Origin of the sequence: Nonomuraea sp. NBC_00507 (assembly GCF_036013525.1) — a bacterium.
GTDB lineage: Bacteria > Actinomycetota > Actinomycetes > Streptosporangiales > Streptosporangiaceae > Nonomuraea.
Map to the genome: position 1 here is coordinate 10,495,365 of NZ_CP107853.1, position 17,573 is coordinate 10,512,937.

The 17,573-nt window shown below is 71.0% G+C and carries 20 protein-coding genes; 7 read left to right on the forward strand and 13 right to left on the reverse strand.

All coding sequences use genetic code 11. From position 1 onward, the window contains the following. Positions 1–6: 6 nt before the first annotated feature. The 6 genes from OHA25_RS50235 to OHA25_RS50260 all read right to left on the reverse strand — a co-directional run bounded on the left by OHA25_RS50235 (position 7) and on the right by OHA25_RS50260 (position 5,890). On the reverse strand, positions 7–774 hold the full coding sequence (locus OHA25_RS50235; protein WP_327583930.1) for an IclR family transcriptional regulator: 768 nt from the start codon (positions 772–774) through the stop codon (positions 7–9). 14 nt (positions 775–788) lie between these two features. Then, entirely contained in the window at positions 789–1,922 is a 1,134-nt protein-coding gene (locus tag OHA25_RS50240) for a PDR/VanB family oxidoreductase (protein WP_327583931.1), read from the reverse strand. Then, positions 1,919–2,170, reverse strand: a complete 252-nt coding sequence (locus tag OHA25_RS50245; protein WP_327583932.1) for a hypothetical protein — start codon at positions 2,168–2,170, stop codon at positions 1,919–1,921. The genes OHA25_RS50240 and OHA25_RS50245 overlap by 4 nt, the downstream gene beginning before the upstream one ends. Before the next feature lie 5 nt (positions 2,171–2,175). Beyond that, a complete protein-coding gene (locus tag OHA25_RS50250) occupies positions 2,176–3,228 on the reverse strand; it encodes an aromatic ring-hydroxylating dioxygenase subunit alpha (RefSeq protein WP_327583933.1) in 1,053 nt (350 codons plus the stop codon). 87 nt (positions 3,229–3,315) lie between these two features. After that, the gene (locus OHA25_RS50255; RefSeq protein WP_327583934.1) at positions 3,316–4,422 is read right to left on the reverse strand and encodes an NAD(P)-dependent alcohol dehydrogenase; all 1,107 of its coding nucleotides are present in this window, start codon (positions 4,420–4,422) and stop codon (positions 3,316–3,318) included. 10 nt (positions 4,423–4,432) lie between these two features. Next, entirely contained in the window at positions 4,433–5,890 is a 1,458-nt protein-coding gene (locus OHA25_RS50260) for an aldehyde dehydrogenase family protein (protein WP_327583935.1), read from the reverse strand. A 154-nt stretch (positions 5,891–6,044) separates the two neighbouring features. Here OHA25_RS50260 and OHA25_RS50265 point away from each other — a divergent pair, with 154 nt between their 5' ends. Next, complete coding sequence (locus OHA25_RS50265) at positions 6,045–6,518, forward strand: MarR family winged helix-turn-helix transcriptional regulator (protein ID WP_305915902.1); 474 nt, start codon at positions 6,045–6,047, stop codon at positions 6,516–6,518. On the opposite strand, the gene OHA25_RS50270 is transcribed toward OHA25_RS50265, so the two are convergent. The 5 genes from OHA25_RS50270 to OHA25_RS50290 are packed head-to-tail and all read right to left on the reverse strand — an operon-like array spanning position 6,475 to position 11,628. Then, a complete protein-coding gene (locus OHA25_RS50270; RefSeq protein ID WP_327583936.1) occupies positions 6,475–8,028 on the reverse strand; it encodes an acyl-CoA synthetase in 1,554 nt (517 codons plus the stop codon). The two genes, OHA25_RS50265 and OHA25_RS50270, sit on opposite strands and share 44 nt — an antisense overlap. A 16-nt stretch (positions 8,029–8,044) precedes the next feature. Next, positions 8,045–9,352 carry an MFS transporter gene (locus OHA25_RS50275; RefSeq protein ID WP_327583937.1) on the reverse strand — a complete coding sequence of 436 codons (1,308 nt, stop codon included), beginning with the start codon at positions 9,350–9,352 and terminating at the stop codon, positions 8,045–8,047. 34 nt (positions 9,353–9,386) lie between these two features. Next, positions 9,387–9,845 carry a MaoC family dehydratase gene (locus tag OHA25_RS50280; RefSeq protein WP_305915899.1) on the reverse strand — a complete coding sequence of 153 codons (459 nt, stop codon included), beginning with the start codon at positions 9,843–9,845 and terminating at the stop codon, positions 9,387–9,389. Then, positions 9,842–10,720 carry an amidohydrolase family protein gene (locus tag OHA25_RS50285; protein ID WP_327583938.1) on the reverse strand — a complete coding sequence of 293 codons (879 nt, stop codon included), beginning with the start codon at positions 10,718–10,720 and terminating at the stop codon, positions 9,842–9,844. Before OHA25_RS50285 ends, OHA25_RS50280 begins: the two co-directional genes overlap by 4 nt. Next, positions 10,717–11,628, reverse strand: coding sequence for an SDR family oxidoreductase (locus OHA25_RS50290; RefSeq protein WP_327583939.1), 912 nt, complete (start codon positions 11,626–11,628; stop codon positions 10,717–10,719). The genes OHA25_RS50285 and OHA25_RS50290 overlap by 4 nt, the downstream gene beginning before the upstream one ends. Positions 11,629–11,809: 181 nt before the next feature. On the opposite strand from OHA25_RS50290, the gene OHA25_RS50295 reads away from it, so the two are divergent. Continuing rightward, on the forward strand, positions 11,810–12,655 hold the full coding sequence (locus OHA25_RS50295; RefSeq protein ID WP_327583940.1) for a PaaX family transcriptional regulator: 846 nt from the start codon (positions 11,810–11,812) through the stop codon (positions 12,653–12,655). Positions 12,656–12,661: 6 nt separating this feature from the next. Here the strand turns inward: OHA25_RS50295 and OHA25_RS50300 are convergent, their stop codons facing one another. Next, entirely contained in the window at positions 12,662–13,135 is a 474-nt protein-coding gene (locus OHA25_RS50300) for a luciferase domain-containing protein (RefSeq protein ID WP_327583941.1), read from the reverse strand. Positions 13,136–13,271: 136 nt separating this feature from the next. Between OHA25_RS50300 and OHA25_RS50305 the strand changes: the two genes are divergently transcribed. The 5 genes from OHA25_RS50305 (at position 13,272) to OHA25_RS50325 (ending at position 17,030) form a co-directional block, all read left to right on the forward strand. After that, the gene (locus tag OHA25_RS50305; RefSeq protein WP_327583942.1) at positions 13,272–14,552 is read left to right on the forward strand and encodes a LuxR C-terminal-related transcriptional regulator; all 1,281 of its coding nucleotides are present in this window, start codon (positions 13,272–13,274) and stop codon (positions 14,550–14,552) included. 71 nt (positions 14,553–14,623) lie between these two features. Then, positions 14,624–15,178, forward strand: a complete 555-nt coding sequence (locus tag OHA25_RS50310; protein WP_327583943.1) for a TetR/AcrR family transcriptional regulator — start codon at positions 14,624–14,626, stop codon at positions 15,176–15,178. A 6-nt stretch (positions 15,179–15,184) separates the two neighbouring features. Beyond that, positions 15,185–16,393 carry an FAD-dependent oxidoreductase gene (locus OHA25_RS50315; protein WP_327583944.1) on the forward strand — a complete coding sequence of 403 codons (1,209 nt, stop codon included), beginning with the start codon at positions 15,185–15,187 and terminating at the stop codon, positions 16,391–16,393. 62 nt (positions 16,394–16,455) lie between these two features. Then, positions 16,456–16,776, forward strand: a complete 321-nt coding sequence (locus OHA25_RS50320) for a type II toxin-antitoxin system Phd/YefM family antitoxin (RefSeq protein ID WP_327583945.1) — start codon at positions 16,456–16,458, stop codon at positions 16,774–16,776. Further along, the gene (locus OHA25_RS50325) at positions 16,773–17,030 is read left to right on the forward strand and encodes a Txe/YoeB family addiction module toxin (protein WP_327583946.1); all 258 of its coding nucleotides are present in this window, start codon (positions 16,773–16,775) and stop codon (positions 17,028–17,030) included. The genes OHA25_RS50320 and OHA25_RS50325 overlap by 4 nt, the downstream gene beginning before the upstream one ends. Before the next feature lie 395 nt (positions 17,031–17,425). On the opposite strand, the gene OHA25_RS50330 is transcribed toward OHA25_RS50325, so the two are convergent. After that, on the reverse strand, positions 17,426–17,560 hold the full coding sequence (locus tag OHA25_RS50330) for a hypothetical protein (RefSeq protein ID WP_327583947.1): 135 nt from the start codon (positions 17,558–17,560) through the stop codon (positions 17,426–17,428). Positions 17,561–17,573: the final 13 nt, after the last annotated feature.

The window sequence follows — 17,573 nt, forward strand, 5'->3', positions numbered from 1 at the left end:
GGCTCGTCACCGCCCGGCCGCGAACGGCGGCAGGGCGCGGGAGATGGCGCGGGCGCTGGTGCGGACGAGGTGGGCGAGCGCCTGCGTCGAGGCGGTGCCGTGGTGGACGACCAGGGACACGGCGGCGACGACCTCGCCCTCGGAGTCGTGGATCGGGGCCGCGACCGACAGCGCGTCCATGGTGACCTGGCGGTCGCTGACGGCGTAGCCGCGGGCGCGGGTGTCGGCGAGCGCGGCACGCACCTGGCGCGGGTCGGTCATGGTGCGTTCCGTGTAGCGCTGGATCGGGCAGGCCAGGACGAGTTCCTGCACGTCGGAGGGTGCGTACGCGAGCAGGACCAGGCCGACGCCGGTTGCCGTGAGCGCGAAGCGGTCGCCTACCCTCGTCAGCACCGGCACCGCTCCGCTGCCCGCGATCCGTTCCACGAACACGACCTCGGTGCCTTCGCGTACCGCGAGCTGCACGTTCTCGCGGGTCACCTGCGACAGGTCCTCCAGGTACGGCAGCGCCGCCTCGCGCAGGCCGAGGCCGCGCGGGGCGAGCGAGCCGATCTCCCACAGCCGCAGGCCGATGTGGTAACAGCCGGCCGGGTCCCGTTCCAGCGCACCCCAGGCCACGAGCTCCGCCGCCAGCCGGTGCACGGTGGACACCGGCAGCCCCGAGTGCCGGGACAGGTCGCTGAGCGTCAGCGAGCGCCGGTCGGGCGTGAACGCGCCGAGGATCTGCAGGGCGCGCGCCACGACCGGCCCGGTCCGGGCGACGGCTGACGGCATCGGCGGCTCCATGGTCAGAGCTCGAGGACCAGCTTGGGGCAGGCGGCGCGGGAGACGCAGATGAACATGACGTCGTTCGCCGCCTCCTCTTCGGGCGTGAGGAGCGAGTCGCGGTGGTCCACGACGCCCTCGAGGACGGGCGTCTCGCAGGTGCCGCAGGTGCCCTCCCGGCACGAGGTCAGGACTTGTACGCCTGCCTCCTCCACGACCTCCAGGATCGACCGGTCCGGCGGGACCGTCAGGGTGAGACCAGAGGTGGCCAGCTCGACCTCGAACGACCCGGTCATGATCGGGTCGCCCGCGTCCTTGGGGGTGAAGCGCTCCACGTGCAGCGGGCGGTTCGCGCAGCGCTCCTCGACGGCCTGCAGGAGCGGGGCGGGGCCGCAGCAGTAGACGAGGGTGTCCTGCGGCTCCTCCGCCAGCAGGGCGTCGAGGTCGAGCAGGCCGTGCTCGTCCTGCGGCCATAGGAGCACCCGGTCGCCGTGGGCGGCGCGCAGCTCGCTCGCGAACGCCATCGACGCGGCCGTGCGTCCGCCGTAGGCCAGCCGCCATTGGGCGTCCCGCGCGGCGGTGAGCATGGGGAGGATGGGGGTGATCCCGATGCCGCCCGCGATGAACAAGTAGCGGGGGGCAGGGTGGATCGGGAAGTTGTTGCGCGGGCCGCGCGCCAGGATGGTCGCCCCCGGGTGGAGCTCGTCGTGCACGTGGGCCGACCCGCCCCGGCCGTCCGGCTCGCGGAGAACCGCGATCCGCCATGTGGTGCGGTCGGCAGGGTCGCCGCAGAGCGAGTACTGGCGGACGAGGTCGCCGGCGAGGACCAGGTCGATGTGCGCGCCCGGCGCCCACGCGGGCAGCTCGCCACCGGCGGGGTCGCGCAGGTCCAGCGCGACCACCCCATCGGCGACCTGCTGGCGGGCGTGCACGACGAGCTTCAGCTCGGCTCCCGACTCAGAACCGCCACCGGCGACGGCACGACCCGCAGCCTCGGCACCGCTTACGGCCTGGCCGGCGACCTCGACACCGGCCATCGCACCACTCGTGCTCCCGGCACCGGTCATCGGGCCGCCCGTCACGGGGCGGCCGGTCACGGCCCGGCCAGCGACTCCGGCGCCGGCCATCGCGCCACCCGTGCTTTCGACGCCCGTCATAGCGCCGCTCCCGCACCGGAAAGGGCCGCCCGACCGGGAGCCGTCGCTGGGCCCGGGACGGATGCCGGGCCGGGATGGGTGTCCGCGGTGTGGCCGACCGGGTGGGCGAGCAGCCACTCCCACACCTCGATCGGGCCCTCGGCGAGGTGCGTGGCGCCGCAGTGGCAGGTGCCCTGCAGCAGGTCGCTGCCGGGCAGCCACACCACACGCAGCACCTCGCGGCCGGGAAGCATGCGCGTCGGTTCCATGCCCGTCACACCCGGCTGCCCGCGCTCTGCCCGGCAACCAGCTTGGCCAGCATGCGCCGCGCCGCCAGCCCGCCGGTGTCGATGTTGATCGACAGCTCCTGGTAACCCTCGGCCTCGGTGGCGATCACCTGCTCCAGCACGTCCAGCGCGACGACGTCCTGCAGCACCACGGTCCGGTTGTTCTCGGCCAGGAAGTCCGACACGCCCTGGTCGTCGAGGGCGAAGTCACGGGCCACGGCCCAGAAGTCGTGCGTGGTGTGCTCGGTCTCGGGCGTGATGGCGTACACGACCTCGACGTGGAAGGCGTCCGGGTCGCTCCCGTCGGCGTTCGGCAGCACCCCGAGCGGCGCGATGCGCGAGTGCAGCTTGTACAGGCACGGCGGGGTGTACTCGATGTCCTGCCAGCGCATGATCCGCCCGGTGAGCCCGGTGGACTTGGCGTAGAACGGCGGGCACTCGGCGTCGTCCATGTGCCGGCTGACGTAGACGATCCCGGCCTCCTCGTCCACCTCGGTCGTGATCGGGGTGGCGGCCACCTCGGGGGTGCCGATGTAGCCGCCGTGCAGGTACGTCTCGTGCGACAGGTCGAGCAGGTTGTCCACCAGCAGCCCGAACCGGGCCTTCAGCGGCTCCATCCCGGAGACGGTGGTGTAGTCCGGCGAGTCCAGCCAGGGCGCCCGCGGGATGCGGGTGGCGTCGGCCTTGGCCGGGTCGCCGATCCAAACCCACACGAACGAGTCCTGCTCGACGACCGGGTAGCTCTTCAGCCGCGCGGTCCGCGGCACCCGGGTCTGGCCGGGCACGGCCACGCAGCCGCCGTCGGCGCCGTAGGTGAATCCGTGGTAGCCGCACACCACCTGGTCGTCGAGCAGCCGGCTCGGCGCCTGGGACAGCGGGAACCGGCGGTGCACGCAGCGGTCCGACATGGCGGTGACGGTCCCGGCGCGGGTCCGCCAGAACAGGATCGACTCACCGCAGATGGTGCGGCTGAACAGCTCGTGGGCGATCTCGCGCCCGTACGCGGCGACGTACCACTGGTCGCGGGGGATGCTTGACATGGGCGACTCCTTCTCAGTGGAACGATGGTGACGTCGGTCACGCAGGGCGCGGAACCGCACTTCCCGGATGCCGGAAAACGAATGTGGTCAGAACCGCAGCACCGGCTTGATCGTCGCGCCGGAGACGATGTCGCCGATCGCGCTCTGGATCTCCTCGAACTTGTAGTGCCTGATCAGCCGGTCGATCGGCAGCCGCCCGGCGGCCACCAGCTCGGCCAGCACCGGGATCAGCGACTCCGTCTCGCTGTCGCCCAGCGTCAGGCCCACCACTGTGCGGCCCGGCAACATGTAGTTGACGTCCACGGGGATCGACGAGCCGAACGGCGGGGCGCCGACCAGCACCGCGGTGCCCCGGGCGGCGAGCACGCCGACGGCGGCGCCGGCGACGCCCACGTTGCCCGTCGTCTCGACGACGCCGTCGGCGCCCTGGCCGCCGGTGATCTCGCCGATCGCCTCGGCCAGGTCGGCCGTGGTGGTGTCGACGGTGTGGGTGGCGCCGAGCTCGCGGGCCAGCTCCAGCCGGGCCGGCACCCGGTCGACCGCGATGATGCGGGTGGCCGGGGTGAGCCGGGCCGCCATGACGGCAGACAGGCCGACCGCGCCCGCACCGGTCACGACGAGGGAGGCGCCGGGGCGGGGGCGCAGGACATTCCATACCGCCCCGGCGCCGGTCTGCACGCCGCAGCCGAGCGGCGCCAGCAGGTCGAGCGGCGCGTCGGCGGGCAGCTTGACCAGGCTGCGCTCGTCGACCAGGGCGTGCCTGGCGAAGGAGGACTGGCCGAAGAAGTGCCCGCCGAGCGCCGCGCCGTCCCTGGTCACGGTGGGTGAGCCGTCCGCGCGGGCACCGCCGAGCAGGTTCAGCGGCAGCCAGGCCGCGCAGTAGGCGGGGTGCCCGTCACGGCAGTTGGCGCACCTGCCGCACGAGGTGAAGGAGAGCAGCACGTGATCGCCGGGGCTGACCCGGGTCACCGCGGAGCCGACCGCCTCCACGACGCCCGCGCCCTCGTGGCCGAGGACTCCGGGCAGCGGGAACGGCAGGCCGCCGGCGGCGACGCCCAGGTCGGTGTGGCAGATCCCGGCGGCGACCATGCGGACCAGCACCTCGTCCGGGCGCGGGTCGGTCAGTTCTACTTCGCTCAGCTGGAAGCCCGCGCCGGCGGACTCGACGACGGCTGCTGACGTGGTGGTGGTCATGGCTTACCTCTCACAGGGCGATGACGACGGACTTGACCTTGGTGTACGACTCCAGCACCTCAGGGCCGTACTCCCGCCCGTAGCCGGACTGCTTGACGCCGCCGAACGGGATCGCCGGGTCGAGCATCGCCCAGTCGTTCACCCACACGATGCCGGCCTCCAGCCGCGCCGCCACCCGGTGCGCGCGGGCCAGGTCGGTGGTCTGCAGGCCGGCCGCGAGCCCGTACGGGGTGCCGTTGGCCATGGCCACGGCCTCGTCCTCGGTGTCGAACGGCTGGACGGTCAGGACCGGCCCGAAGATCTCCTCCTGCACGACGCGGGAATCGTCGCTGAGGCCGGCGATGACGGTCGGCTTGTAGTAGTAGCCGCCGCCGGCCTCCAGCCGCTCGCCTCCGGTGACGATCCGGCCGCCCTGCTCCTTGGCGATCCGCACGTACTCCTCGACCTTGGCGAGATGCCGTTCGGCGGCCATGGGGCCGACGACGGTGGCCGGGTCGAAGGGGTCGCCGACCGGCACGCCGGCGACGGCGCCGGCCAGGATCTCCAGGACGGTGTCGTACAGGGAGCGGTGGACGAGCAGGCGCGGGCCGCCCATGCAGAACTGGCCGGTGTTGAAGACGAACGCCTTGATGGCCGAGCCGATCGCCTTGTCCAGGTCGGCGTCCTCGAACACGATCTGCGCCGCGTTGCCGCCCAGCTCCATCGTGACGGGCTTGAGCCCTTCGCCGGCCGTGGCGGCCGCGTACCGGCCGATCTTGGTGGAGCCGGTGAAGGCGATCTTGTCGATGCCGGGGTGGCGCAGCAGCGCCTCGCCGGCCACCGCGCCGCCGCCGGTGACCACGTTGAGCACGCCGTCCGGAACCCCGGCCTCGGCCAGGATCTCGGCCATCAGCAGGGCGCTGAGCGGGGTGTCCTCGGCGGGCTTGTGCACCACGACGTTGCCCGCGGCCAGCGCCGGGGCGATCTTGGAGCTGCTGAGGATCAGCGGGAAGTTGAACGGGGTGATCGCGCCGACCACGCCGATCGGCTCGCGGCGCGTGTAGGCGTGCGACGGGATCGGGATGTGCCGGGTCGCTCCTTGGATGGTCTGCGCGAGCCCGGAGTAGTACTCGTAGATCTCGGCGGCCGTGGCCACGTCGACGGCGCGGCACAAGCTGACCGGCTTGCCGACGTCGACGCTCTCGACCGCGACGAGCTCGTCCTCGCGCCGCCGGATGATGTCGGCGACGCGGTGCAGGATGCGTGCCCGCTCGCGGCCGGACGTCTGCGACCACGCGCCGAACGCCTTGCGCCCGGCGGCGACGGCCGCGTCCACGTCGGCGGCGTCGGCCTCGGCCACGGTGGTGATCACCTGTCCCGTGGACGGGTCGATGATGTCCCTCCGGCCCTTGGCGACCGCCTCGGCCCACTCGCCGCCGATGAACAACTTGCCCGGCTCGATGTGCGGCCGGCTCACGGAATCCGTCATGACCCGCTCGCTTCCCGGTGCGGTCGCACGCCGCACCGTCCTGGTCCCGACCTGTTCAACCAACAGGTTTCCTGATAATTACGCTTATATGGCGAAGAATGCAAGAGGGCTGAGATACTCAGGAAACCTGACTGTCCAGAGCAAAGGAGCGCACGTGACAAGCACCACCGGCAGCGACGGAGCCGTGGAGAGCGCCACCTCGCGCCCGTCGCTGCTGTACGTCGTGAAGCAGGTCGAGCTCGCCGCGCGCTCCCACATGGACGAGCTGCTCAAGCCGACCGGCATCACCGCGCTGCAGTACACCGCGCTCACCGTGCTGCGCCGCCGGGACGGGCTCAGCTCGGCCCAGCTCGCCCGCAACTCCTTCGTCACCGCCCAGTCCATGGCCGACATGATCACCGCACTGGAGCGGCGCGGCCTCATCGTCCGCCGCCGCGACCCGGACAACCGCCGCGTCCTGCTGATCAGCCTCACCGACGCGGGCCACGAACTGCTCGCGGCCCACGACGAGGCGATGGAGGCCCTGGAGGGGCGCATGCTCGCCGGACTCACCGCCCGGCAGCGCCGCGACCTGGAGGTCTACCTCAACCGCTGCCGGACGGCGCTGTCCGACCTGCCGCCGCACTGACGGCCGGCGCGGACAGGTTCCGGAGCTTGAGCTTCTGGATCTTGCCCGAGCCGGTCTTCGGCAGGTCCTCCACGAACGTGACGTACCGCGGGATCTTGTACTTGGCCAGCCGGGTTCGCAGGAATTCCTGCAGCTCCTCCCCCGTGACGGCCTGGCCGGGACGGGCGACCACGAAGGCGCGCCCGGTCTCCCCCCACGTCACGTCCGGTACGCCGACCACCGCCGCCTCGGCCACCGCGGGATGTTCGAAGAGGGCCGCCTCCACCTCGGCCGGGTAGACGTTCTCACCGCCGGAGATGTACATGTCCTTGACGCGGTCCACGATGTACAGGTGGCCCTCCTCGTCGCGGTAGGCGACGTCGCCGGAGCGGAACCAGCCGCCCTCGGCGAAGGCCGCGGCGGTGGCCCCGGCGTCGTTCCAGTAGCCGGGGGTGACGTTCGGACCCTGGATGAGGACCTCGCCGGGTTCGCCGGGCGGAGCGTCGCTGAGGTCGGGCCGGACGACGCGGACATCGGCGAAGAGGACGGGCACGCCGGCCGAGCCGGCCTTGCGTTCGCTCTCGCTCGCCTCCAGGAACGTCGCCCCCGGCGAGGTCTCGGTCATCCCGTACCCCTGGCAGAACACCAGCCCCCGCTCCTGGTAGGTGCGGATCAGCGCGGGCGGGATCGACGCACCCCCGGACATCAGGGTGCGCAGCGAGGACAGATCCGCACCGGCCCAGCGCGGCGAGGCGGCGAACGCGGCGAACATCGTGGTGACCCCGAACATCCACGTCACGCCGAACTTCTCGATCAGGTCGTAACACGCGTCCACGTCCCACGACGGCATGATCACCGAGCGGGCGCCCTTGGCGAAGGTCGGCAGCAGCGTCTGGTTCAGCGCCGCGACGTGGAACAGCGGGGCGCTGACCAGCGTCGTCTCGTCACTGGCCACGTCCACCCCGACGAACATGTTGTAGGTGTTCCAGATCAGGTTGGCGTGGCTGAGCATGGCGCCCTTGGGGCGCCCGGTGGTGCCCGACGTGTAGAGGATGAGCGCGATGTCGTCCTGCGCCACCGGCACATCGATCGGCGCGAGCTCCGTTCGGCCTCCCTGCGCCAGCCAGTCCTCGTAGGCCTCGAGCGGGATGATCTCGTCCAGATCCGGCGTGCCGGTGAGCGCCTCCACCACGCCGGCGCACTGCGGCGCGTGGATCAGCACCTTCGCGCCGGAGTGCCCCAGCATGTAGTCGATCTCCGGTGCCGCGAGCCTGAAGTTCAGCGGGACGAAGATCCCGCCGAGCATGTGCGTGGCGAACATGGTCTCGGCGAACGCGACGTGGTTCGGGCCCAGGTAGGCGACCCGGTCCCCGGCCCGCACGCCGCTGTCCCGCAGCCGATGCGCCAGCCTCGTCACCCGCTCGTGGACCTCGGCGTAGGTCAGCGAGCGGTCCTCGTAGACGAAGGCCGTGCGGTCCGGCGTCATCATGGCCCGCCGCGCCGGCCAGCCGCCGATCCCGGAGTTGTGCATGAGCGTGTCTTTCCTGTCAGGAGGCGACGGTCTTGGAGGCGCTGGCGGGGATCGGCTCCTCGGCCAGGTCGCCGCGGCTGGTTTCCTTGAGCGCCAGCGTGCAGGCCACGGCCAGGAGGCACGCGGCGGCGATGACGATGGACACCACGAGGGTCCCGCCGCCGCCGGCCTGGATCTGGGCGAACACCACAGGCGCCAGCCCGGCCCCGAGCCCGGCCAGCTGGTATCCGAGGGACGCGCCGGTGTAGCGGGTGCGAGTGCTGAACAGCTCGGTGTAGAGCGCGGCCAGCGGGCCGTACATCATCGGGTGCACGATGGCCTGGCCGAAGACGAGCGCGACCGTGAGCAGGGCGACGCTGCCGGTGTTCACCAGCGGGAACAGGGCGAACGCGAACACCGCCATGATCAGCGCGCCGGTGATGACGACCGGTCGGCGCCCGACCCGGTCCGACAGGGCCGACCAGCCGAGGATGCCGAGCACGGCCAGCGCCGAGGAGAGCGTCAGCCCGTTCAGCACGGCCTGCCGCTCGAAACCGGCACCGACGCCGTACGCGATGAGGAAGGTGGTGAGCGTGCCCTGCGCCACGAACGCCGCCAGCCCCACGCCGACGCCGAGCAGCAGCGTCCTGGGCTGGCCGCGCAGCACGTCCAGCAGCGGCACCCTGGAGGCGCTCTCCTTGACGGCGGCGCTGAACACCGGGGTCTCCTCCACCCGCGTCCGGACGAACAGGCCGATCGCGAGCAGGACGATGCTGATCAGGAACGGGACCCGCCACCCCCACGCCAGGAAGGCCTCGTTGCCCACCACGGCGGCGGTGCCGGTCAGCGCGCCCGTCGACAACACCATGCCGAACGGCGCCCCGGCATTGGTGAAGCTGGCCCACAGGCCGCGGCGGGCGGTGGCGTGCTCGGCCGACATCAGCACCGCACCGCCCCACTCGCCGCCGACCGCGACTCCCTGCACGATCCTGAGCAGGACGAGCGCGATCGGGGCGAGCACCCCGGCCTGCTCGTACGTGGGCAGCACCCCGATGAGGAAGCTGGCCACGCCCATCAGCACCATGGTGATCACCAGCATGCGCTTGCGGCCGAGCCGGTCGCCGAAGTGGCCGAAGACGACGCCGCCGATCGGCCTGGCCAGATACCCGGTGGCGAACGTGCCCAGGCTGGCCACTGTGGCGATCAGCGGGTCGAGGTTGGAGAAGAAGACCTTGTTGAACACGACGGCCGAGGCCGTGGCGTACAGGAGGAAGTCGTAGTACTCGATGACGCTGCCGAGGAAGCTCGAGGCCACCGCGCGGCGCAGCTGGACGGGGTTGGACATGAGTGGGGGGCTCCTTCACATCTGGAAGGGGGGATCAGGCGTAGTGCCGGTAGACGGCACGGGCGACGCACGCGGGCTTGGCCGCGCCGTCGATCTCCACGGTGAAGTCGAGCAACATCTGGACGCCGTCGCCGGGGACGTCCTCGACCTCGGCGACCTTGCCGGCGAGGCGGATCTTGCTGCCGACCTTGACGGGGCTCGGGAAGCGAACCTTGTCCAGGCCGTAGTTGATGCTCATCTTCATGCCCTGGATGTCGAGCAGCTCGTTGAACAAGGGGATGAGCAGGGCGAGGGTCAGGTAGCCGTGCGCGATCGTGCCGCCGAACGGCCCGTCCTTCGCCCGCTCCGGGTCCACGTGGATCCACTGGTGGTCGTTGGTGGCGTCGGCGAAGGTGTTCACCCGCTCCTGGGTGATCTCCAGCCAGCCGCTGTGGCCGAGGTCCTGGCCGGCCAGCGCCTTCAGCTCGGCGAGACCGTTCGCGACGGTGGTCATGACTGCGTCTCCTTGGGGGTGAGGCCGAGCAGGCGCGCGGCGTTGTCTTTGAGGATCTTGGGGCGGACCTCGGGCTTGATGTCGAGCTTGGCCAAGTCGGCCAGCCAGCGGTCCGGGGTGATCACCGGGTAGTCGGAGCCGAACAGCACCTTGTCCTTGAGCAGCGTGTTGGCGTACCGGACGAGCTGCGGCGGGAAGTACTTCGGCGACCAGCCGGACAGATCGATGTGCACGGACGGCTTGTGCGTGGCCACCGCCAGCGCTTCGTCCTGCCAAGGGAACGACGGGTGCGCCAGGATGATCTTCAGGTGCGGGAAGTCCACGGCGACGTCGTCGACCAGCATCGGGTTGGAGTACTTGAGCCGGATTCCGCCGCCACCCGGGACGCCCGCGCCGATGCCGGTCTGGCCGGTGTGGAACAGGGCGATCGCACCCAGCTCCTCGATCACCTCGTACAGCGGGTAGGCCAGCGGGTCGTTCGGGGCGAACCCCTGGATGCTGGGGTGGAACTTGAACCCGCGCACCCCGTACTCGGTGACGAGCCGGCGCGCCTCGCGGGCGCCCGCCCGCCCCTTCCACGGGTCGACACTGGCGAACGGGATGAGCACGTCGGCGTGCTCGGCGCAGCTCTCGGCGATCTCCTCGTTGGAGATGCGGGGATGGCCGGTGGCGTGCTCGGCGTCCACCGTGAACACCACCGCGGCCATCTGCCGCTCCCGGTAATAGGCGGCCATCTGCGGGATGGTCGGCTGCTCGTGCGCGCCGAAGTATTCCTCCGACGCCCCGAACAACGCCGGGCTGAGCGAGCCGTGCCCGTCCTTGGAGACCTCCGCATGCGTGTGGACGTCGATCGCGACCAGTTCGTCGACGTTCATGAAGTGGGCGCCTTCGGCGCGGGGATCCCGTACGTCTCCGGCTCGGCCCCGACACCCGCCTCCCACGAGGCGGCGATGGCGTCGGCGGACCAGCCGCCGTCGGCGTAGGCGACGGCCTTCTCCTGGGGATGCGACCAGAGGGCCAGCTTGTCGCCGCCGATGCCGACGGCCTGCCCGGTGACGCCGGCGGAGGCGTCCGAGGCGAGGTAGACGATCAGCCCGGCCACGTCCTCGACCGTGCCGAGGCCCTCGTCCTTGCGCAGCCAGTCCGGCAGCGGGTCACCGGTGCGCTCGGATTCCTCCAGGATCGGCGCGAACACGGGGATGGTCTTGGTCATCTCGGTGGCCGCGACCGGGACGACGGCGTTGACCGTGATGTTGGCCCGGCCCAGCTCCATGGCCCAGGTGCGGGCCATCGCCACGATGCCCGCCTTGGCGGCGGCGTAGTTGGTCTGGCCGAAGTTGCCGCGCTGCCCGGCCGGGGAGGAGATCAGGATCAGCCGGCCGCCGTCGCCCTGCTCGCGCATGCGTACGGCGGCCGCGCGGGCGCAGGTGAACGTGCCGCGCAGGTGCACCTCCACGACCGCGTCGAAGTCCTCGTCGGACATCTTCCACAGGACCCGGTCCCGCAGGATGCCCGCGTTGGTCACCATGACGTCGAGCCGGCCGAACTCCTTGACCGCGGTGTCCACCAGTCGCTGCGCGACCTCGGTCCCGCCGACCGCGCCCACCTCGGCCACGGCCTTGCCGCCCGCCGCGACGACGGCCTCGACCACCTGGGCGGCTGCCTCAGCGTCCACGTCGTTGACGACGACCGCCGCCCCGGCGGCGCCGAGTGCCTCCGCGTACGCCCGGCCGAGCCCACGACCGGCCCCCGTGACCACGGCCACCTTGCCCGACAAATCCATCTATTCCACCCCAAACACCGCAGGAGTCCATCGATGCCGGTCAATGTAGGGCACTTTTGTGACTCAGGTCAAAGTTTTGCCCAACATCGATCTCACAAACCAGACGCCCTCTACGTTGGGCATATTTCCAACCTGCGTCAAGAGTTTGCCCGACATCTGTGCTCCGTCTACGCTCATGCCTGTGAAGGACGAGGACGAGCAGGACCAGCCGCATCAGCCGCCTTCGGCGCGCCCGCAGTCGCTGATGTTCAGCTTTCTCGGCATCTACGTGCTGGGGCGCGGCACCGCGGTCTACTCAGGCAGCGTCATCGACGTCTTCGCCCGCCTGGGCGTCTCGGAGGAGGCGGTGCGCTCCACGCTCACCCGCATGGCCAAGCGCAACCTGCTGACCAGACACCGCCAGGGCAAGAAGGTCTATTTCGGCCTCACCGAGCACGCCACCGACGTGCTCGACGACGGGCGCCGGCACGTCTGGGAGACCGGCGCGGTCAACCGCGACTGGGACGGCACCTGGACACTGGTCGGCTTCTCCCTACCGGGCAATGAGCGCAGCACCCGCCACGACCTGCGTTCCCAGCTCATCTGGGCCGGATTCGGGCCGCTCCAGGGCGGGCTCTGGATCGCTCCCGGCGTGAAGGACGTGGAGTCGATGCTCGCCCCGCTCGGCCTCGGCGACAACGTCACGGTGCTCCAGGCGCAGGCGTACAAGCCGACCGAATCAGCCGACCTGGTCCGCAAGGCGTTCGACACCGACCAGATCGCCGAGCGCTACCGGGTCTTCCTCGACCGCTGGGACACCGCGCACCCGCTGCCGTCCGCCACCGACGACCTGGCCAGACAGCTGTTCCTGCACACCGACTGGCTGCAACTGGTCCGCCAGGACCCGCGCCTCCCGGCCGAGCACCTGCCCGCCGACTGGCCGGCCATCCGGGCGGAGAAGCTGTTCCACACACTGGCCCACCGCTACGAGCACAGCGCCGCGCAGCTCGCCGAGTCCGTGCTCGACGAGCTTCCGCTGCGCCCCTAAGCGGGATCACGCATATGCGGCGAGCGTCCTCCCGGTCGCGTAGTGGTAGGAGGCCGCGACCACGGTCTTGGCGACCTCCAGCTCGTCCGCCGTCCGGGGACCGTACACCATCACCACGTTGACGGCGGGCGAGTAGAGCGGATGACGTTCGCCCCAGCCCTTGGCGACGAGCTCCTCCTGATCGTCCGGTGACAGGGACACGTGCAGGCTGCCGTCCACGTGGATGTGGGCGAACTCCGCGGTGAGTCGCGGCGGCAGGAGCACCGTCCCGCGCGGCGGCAGCGTGCCTCCTTCCAGGAAGAACGCGGTGGCGCCGGGCTCGGAGATCTCGCTGGGCCTGATCCGGGTGCCGGGCAGCCCGCCGGTCATCCAGCGCTTCAGCTGCTCGCGGATCTCATCGGGGCTGTTCTGGCTGAGCTGGACGTGGGGTACGGAGGGCCCGGTGCGCGGACGGTCGCCGGCGCGGGTGGGCAGGATCATGATGGAGCTCCTCTCAGAAGTCGGATATCCACAGCCTCGGTGCCACAGGCCGCCGGGCTCACCGCCCGTTCGGGCGGTGTTCGCCGCCCGAACGGCCAGCGCCGCCGCCTGACCAGGCGCACCTAGCATGAGATTCATGGACCTGCCCGACCCGCGTGTCGTTCTGGCCGCCGCCGCCTCGATCCTCCAAGCTCCGATCGGCGCCATGCTGGAGCCCTTGTCCCAGGCGCTGTCGGGGTTCCTGCCGCACCGGGCGCTGGCCATGCTCACCGGCGACTGCGCCCGGCATCCCATGAAGACATACGGCGACCCCGTGCTCACCGAGAAGATCACCAGCGCCGAGCTGGCCCGCGTGGGCGGCGCCGTCGACGTGGGCGAGCCGTGGTTCGGCGAGCTGTGCCTCGCGGGCGGGCCGCTTCCGGCGCTGGCCGTCGCGGCCCGCCCGCCCGGGGCCTCCGGCGCCCTGCTCGTGGTGGTGACGGCCGGAGGGACCGAGCCTGCCGCCCCGGTGCGCGATCTGGTGCGGCGGCTGTGGGATCTGGTCGCCGTGGAGCTGTCGCACCGGGCCGCGAACCTCCCGCCCGCCGGCCTCAGCGGCAGCCGGGTGGCCGCCGGCGAGCGCGCCCGCGCCATAGCCGAGCTCACGGGGGCCCACGCCGCCACGCTCCAGGCGCTGCTCGGCGCGTTGCGCAGCCGCTCGCTCGACGACGGCGCCGCCCGCCGGGCCGCCATCGACCTGGCGGTGTCGGCGCTGATCGAGCTGCGTGCCGCAGGCGACCTCGACCGGTCACTGAGCGAGGAGCCGGCCGGGACGGCGTTCGACCGGCTGGCCGACAAACTCGCGCCGCTGACCCGCTACAGCGAGGTGTCGCTGGAACTCGTCGGCCCGCGCGAGCGCGACCGCGCCCTCCCGGGCGATCTGGCGGGCGCGGCCCAGGCCCTGGTCCGCGGCGCCATCGTGACCATGCTCGAGTACGAGGGCCTCACCAGGATCCGGGCGACCTGGGAGCTGTCCGATGCGGAGCTGCTCGTCACGGTTCGCGACGACGGTCCCGGCGTGCTCACCGTCGACGCCCTGCCCGTGCGCCGCCTGGCCGAGCTGGCCGCCGCCGTGGGCGGGCGCCTGACGCTGGACTCCGTTCCCGGATGGGGCACCACGGTGACCGCCGTGCTGCCGCTCGCGCCGGCCGCACACGGGAGCCAGGGCGACGCGCTGGCCGCGCTCAAGCCGCGCGAGCTGGAGGTGCTCGAACAGCTGGCGCGCGGACTGCGTAACCGGCAGATCGCCGAGGAGCTGCTGATCAGCGAGCACACCGTGAAGTTCCACGTGGCGAACATCCTGGACAAGCTGGGCGTGGGAACCCGCACCGAGGCGGCGGCCCTCGCGCACTCCTCGGGCCTGTCCACGGTCGCCTGACCTCAAGGCTTTCCTTGCGTCTCCGGCCTCATCTCCTCTACATTGAATAAACGTTTACTCAATGAGGAGTCATGGCGAGAACGCGTAAGGAACAGGCGGAATGGCGGCGCGAGCAGTTGCTCGACGCGGCGCTGACGGTTTTCGCCGGGAAAGGCGTGGACGGCGCGTCGGTCAAGGATCTCGCCGCGGCGGCAGGAGTGACGCCCGGCCTGCTCTATCGCTACTTCGACAGCAAGGAGGCCCTGGTCCAGGCGTTGCTGGCGGAGCGCGGCTTCCTGCCGCAGCTGCGCGAGCTCCTGACCGCCGACCACGGCACGCGGCCGGCCAGGCAGGTGCTCACCGAGTTGCTGGAGGCGTTCGACCACCTGCTCGCCGGCAACGCCGACCTCATGGCCGTGTTCTTCAGCGCCACCCAGGCGCGCGCCGAGCTGGCCGAGCTGATGACCGAAGGGCAGCGGCTGATCGGCGATTTCCTGGCCGCCCGCGTCGCGGCCGGCGAGTTGCGCCCCCACGACGTCGCGACCGCCGCCAAGACCCTGCTCGCCACCGTGGCCGTGAACCGCAGGACGGGCACCCCGGTCGACGTCGAACGCCTGGTCGAGCTGCTGTTCCCCGAGGAAGGATGAGACGTCATGCGTACGGAGAGCACGAGATGTTGTGTGGTCGGCGGTGGCCCCGCCGGGATGATGGCCGGGCTGCTGCTGGCCCGCCAGGGCGTCGAGGTGATCGTCCTGGAGAAGCACGCCGACTTCCTCCGGGACTTCCGGGGTGACACCGTCCATCCCTCCACGCTGGAGCTGATCGCCGAGCTGGGCTGGATCGAGGAGTTCCTGAAGCTGCCGCACACCAGGATGCGCGACGTCACCGTGAGCATCGGCGGCCGGGACGTCACCTTCGCCGATTTCACCCGGCTGCGCGTGCGCTGCCCGTACATCGCCTTCATGCCCCAGTGGGACGTGCTGGACTTCCTGGCCGGCAAGGCCGCCGCGTACCCCTCCTTCCGCCTGCTGCGCGGCACCAGGGCGACAGGACTGATCATGGAGGAGGGGCGCGTCACCGGTGTCCGGGCGGCCACCGCCGACGGGCCGCTCGACATACGGGCCGACCTGGTGATCGCCGCCGACGGCCGCCATTCCACGCTCCGCGACGTGGCCGGACTGGAGTCCACGGCGAGCTCGCCGCCCATGGACGTGTTGTGGTTCCGCCTGCCTCGCCGCGACGGCGACCGTATGCCCTTCTTCCAGCGTGGCCAGGGCGCGCTGGTCGCCATCGACCGGGGCGAGTACTGGCAGCTCGCCTACACGATCCCGCCGGGGGCGTTCGCGGAGCTCAAGGAGGCCGGGCTGCCCGCGTTCCGCGAGCGGGTGGCGGGCCTGGCGCCGGCCCTGCGCGATCGTGTCGGGCTGATCGACGACTGGGATCACGTCCACCAGCTGACCGTCAGGGTCGACCGGCTGCCGCGGTGGCACCGGCCGGGGTTACTCTGCATCGGGGACGCCGCCCACGCCATGTCGCCCGCGGGCGGCGTCGGCATCAACCTGGCCGTGCAGGACGCCGTCGCCACCGCCAACCTGCTCGGTCCCGTCCTCCGTCGTCAGGCGGGCGTCCCGGACGAAGACGCCCTCGCCAGAGTGCAGGCACGCAGGGAACGGGCCGTCAGAGTGACCCAGGCCTTCCAGGTTCGCATCCTCCGCGACCTGTATCCGAAGAAGACGGCGGACGACACCGCCGCGCACGTGCCGCCGATCTTCAGCGCCTTCAAGGCGCTGCCGCCGCTGCGGCATCTGATGGGGCGCTTCATCGGGTTGGGCGTACGACCCGAGCACATCGGGAAGCCCTGACCCGTGTCCGATGTCGGCGCCGGCGAACAGCCAGTACGTATCCCCGGCGTCGGGATGCGCGGATGAGCGTGGCCCTGGCCACTTCCTCCAGCCCGTGCTGGGCGAGCAGGCCGGTCAAGTTCCACCGATTGATGTCCGGCCGGAGGTGGCGGAGTCGACGAAGGCAGTGCCGGTCGGGCCAGGTGGGCAGCCAGGCGGACATTGCAATCGACGTACGCGCCGTTGTGATCAGCCTGCGCGAGTACGAGTCGCTGAAGGAGACGGCGTTCCTCCTCGGCATCCCGGCCAACGCCCGTCACCTGGCCGCCTCCATCGAAAGCCTGCGCAGCGGCCAAGCCCAGCCGCACGAACTCATCGAGGACCCTGCCCAGGACACCGAGTGAAGATTCTTTTCACGCCAGAGGCGTGGAACGACTACTTGTGGTGGCAGCAGAACGATCGTGCCACCCTCAAACGGCTGAACCGCCTGATCGAAGACATCTGCCACAACGGCTACGAGGGCATCGGCAAACCCGAACCCCTATGCCAGAGCCTCTCGGGCTTCTGGTCACGCCGCATCACCATAGAGCACCGCATTGTCTACGCCATCGAAACCGACACCGTCCAGATCGTGGCCTGCCGCACCCGCTATGAATAGCACGCTTCTCCAGGTCGGCGATTACGTGTTCCACGCGGCACATTGGCTCGCCCTCGGGACCGCTTCGTAGAGGCTCTGACCATCTCCAGCCGGGGCAAGGGCTGTTTCGTGCTTGCCGACCGGGGAGCGACACGGCACGCCGATCACGACGAGGCTCGCCGACTCCACTCCGCAGCCATCGAGCAGGGGACGGGTCGCCCCGTCCCCTCTTACATCGCCGGACGATATGCCCTCGGGCGTGTGGCAGCCGGAGCCGGGGATGGAAGTGAACGGCCCTGCGGTCGTGACCGCCATCCCTGGCCCTCGTCTTAGTGGGCGAGCTGAGGTTGGAGCGCCGTGTCGAAGGCTCCCGAGCGTGCTTTGTCGAAGAGGTCCTGGAACTGATCGACGCTCATCTAGATGCGCCGGCCGAAGTCGTCGGTGATGACGACCTCCTGGTCGGACGTCGCTTCGGGGTCGAGGTAGACCTCTGGGCAGCCGCAGTTGCCGCACAGGGTGGCGAGGCGAGTGAGTCTGCTGTCCTTGGTCATGGTTACCGCCTCT

Excerpts from the sequence above, each read along its gene's own strand:
- OHA25_RS50235 (WP_327583930.1), bottom strand. The coding sequence starts at position 774 with ATGCCGTCAGCCGTCGCCCGGACCGGGCCGGTCGTGGCGCGCGCCCTG.
- OHA25_RS50240 (WP_327583931.1), bottom strand. The coding sequence starts at position 1,922 with ATGACGGGCGTCGAAAGCACGGGTGGCGCGATGGCCGGCGCCGGAGTC.
- OHA25_RS50245 (WP_327583932.1), bottom strand. The coding sequence starts at position 2,170 with ATGGAACCGACGCGCATGCTTCCCGGCCGCGAGGTGCTGCGTGTGGTG.
- OHA25_RS50250 (WP_327583933.1), bottom strand. The coding sequence starts at position 3,228 with ATGTCAAGCATCCCCCGCGACCAGTGGTACGTCGCCGCGTACGGGCGC.
- OHA25_RS50255 (WP_327583934.1), bottom strand. The coding sequence starts at position 4,422 with ATGACCACCACCACGTCAGCAGCCGTCGTCGAGTCCGCCGGCGCGGGC.
- OHA25_RS50260 (WP_327583935.1), bottom strand. The coding sequence starts at position 5,890 with ATGACGGATTCCGTGAGCCGGCCGCACATCGAGCCGGGCAAGTTGTTC.
- OHA25_RS50270 (WP_327583936.1), bottom strand. The coding sequence starts at position 8,028 with ATGCACAACTCCGGGATCGGCGGCTGGCCGGCGCGGCGGGCCATGATG.
- OHA25_RS50275 (WP_327583937.1), bottom strand. The coding sequence starts at position 9,352 with ATGTCCAACCCCGTCCAGCTGCGCCGCGCGGTGGCCTCGAGCTTCCTC.
- OHA25_RS50280 (WP_305915899.1), bottom strand. The coding sequence starts at position 9,845 with ATGACCACCGTCGCGAACGGTCTCGCCGAGCTGAAGGCGCTGGCCGGC.
- OHA25_RS50285 (WP_327583938.1), bottom strand. The coding sequence starts at position 10,720 with ATGAACGTCGACGAACTGGTCGCGATCGACGTCCACACGCATGCGGAG.
- OHA25_RS50290 (WP_327583939.1), bottom strand. The coding sequence starts at position 11,628 with ATGGATTTGTCGGGCAAGGTGGCCGTGGTCACGGGGGCCGGTCGTGGG.
- OHA25_RS50300 (WP_327583941.1), bottom strand. The coding sequence starts at position 13,135 with ATGATCCTGCCCACCCGCGCCGGCGACCGTCCGCGCACCGGGCCCTCC.
- OHA25_RS50305 (WP_327583942.1), top strand. The coding sequence starts at position 13,272 with ATGGACCTGCCCGACCCGCGTGTCGTTCTGGCCGCCGCCGCCTCGATC.
- OHA25_RS50310 (WP_327583943.1), top strand. The coding sequence starts at position 14,624 with ATGGCGAGAACGCGTAAGGAACAGGCGGAATGGCGGCGCGAGCAGTTG.
- OHA25_RS50315 (WP_327583944.1), top strand. The coding sequence starts at position 15,185 with ATGCGTACGGAGAGCACGAGATGTTGTGTGGTCGGCGGTGGCCCCGCC.
- OHA25_RS50320 (WP_327583945.1), top strand. The coding sequence starts at position 16,456 with ATGAGCGTGGCCCTGGCCACTTCCTCCAGCCCGTGCTGGGCGAGCAGG.
- OHA25_RS50330 (WP_327583947.1), bottom strand. The coding sequence starts at position 17,560 with ATGACCAAGGACAGCAGACTCACTCGCCTCGCCACCCTGTGCGGCAAC.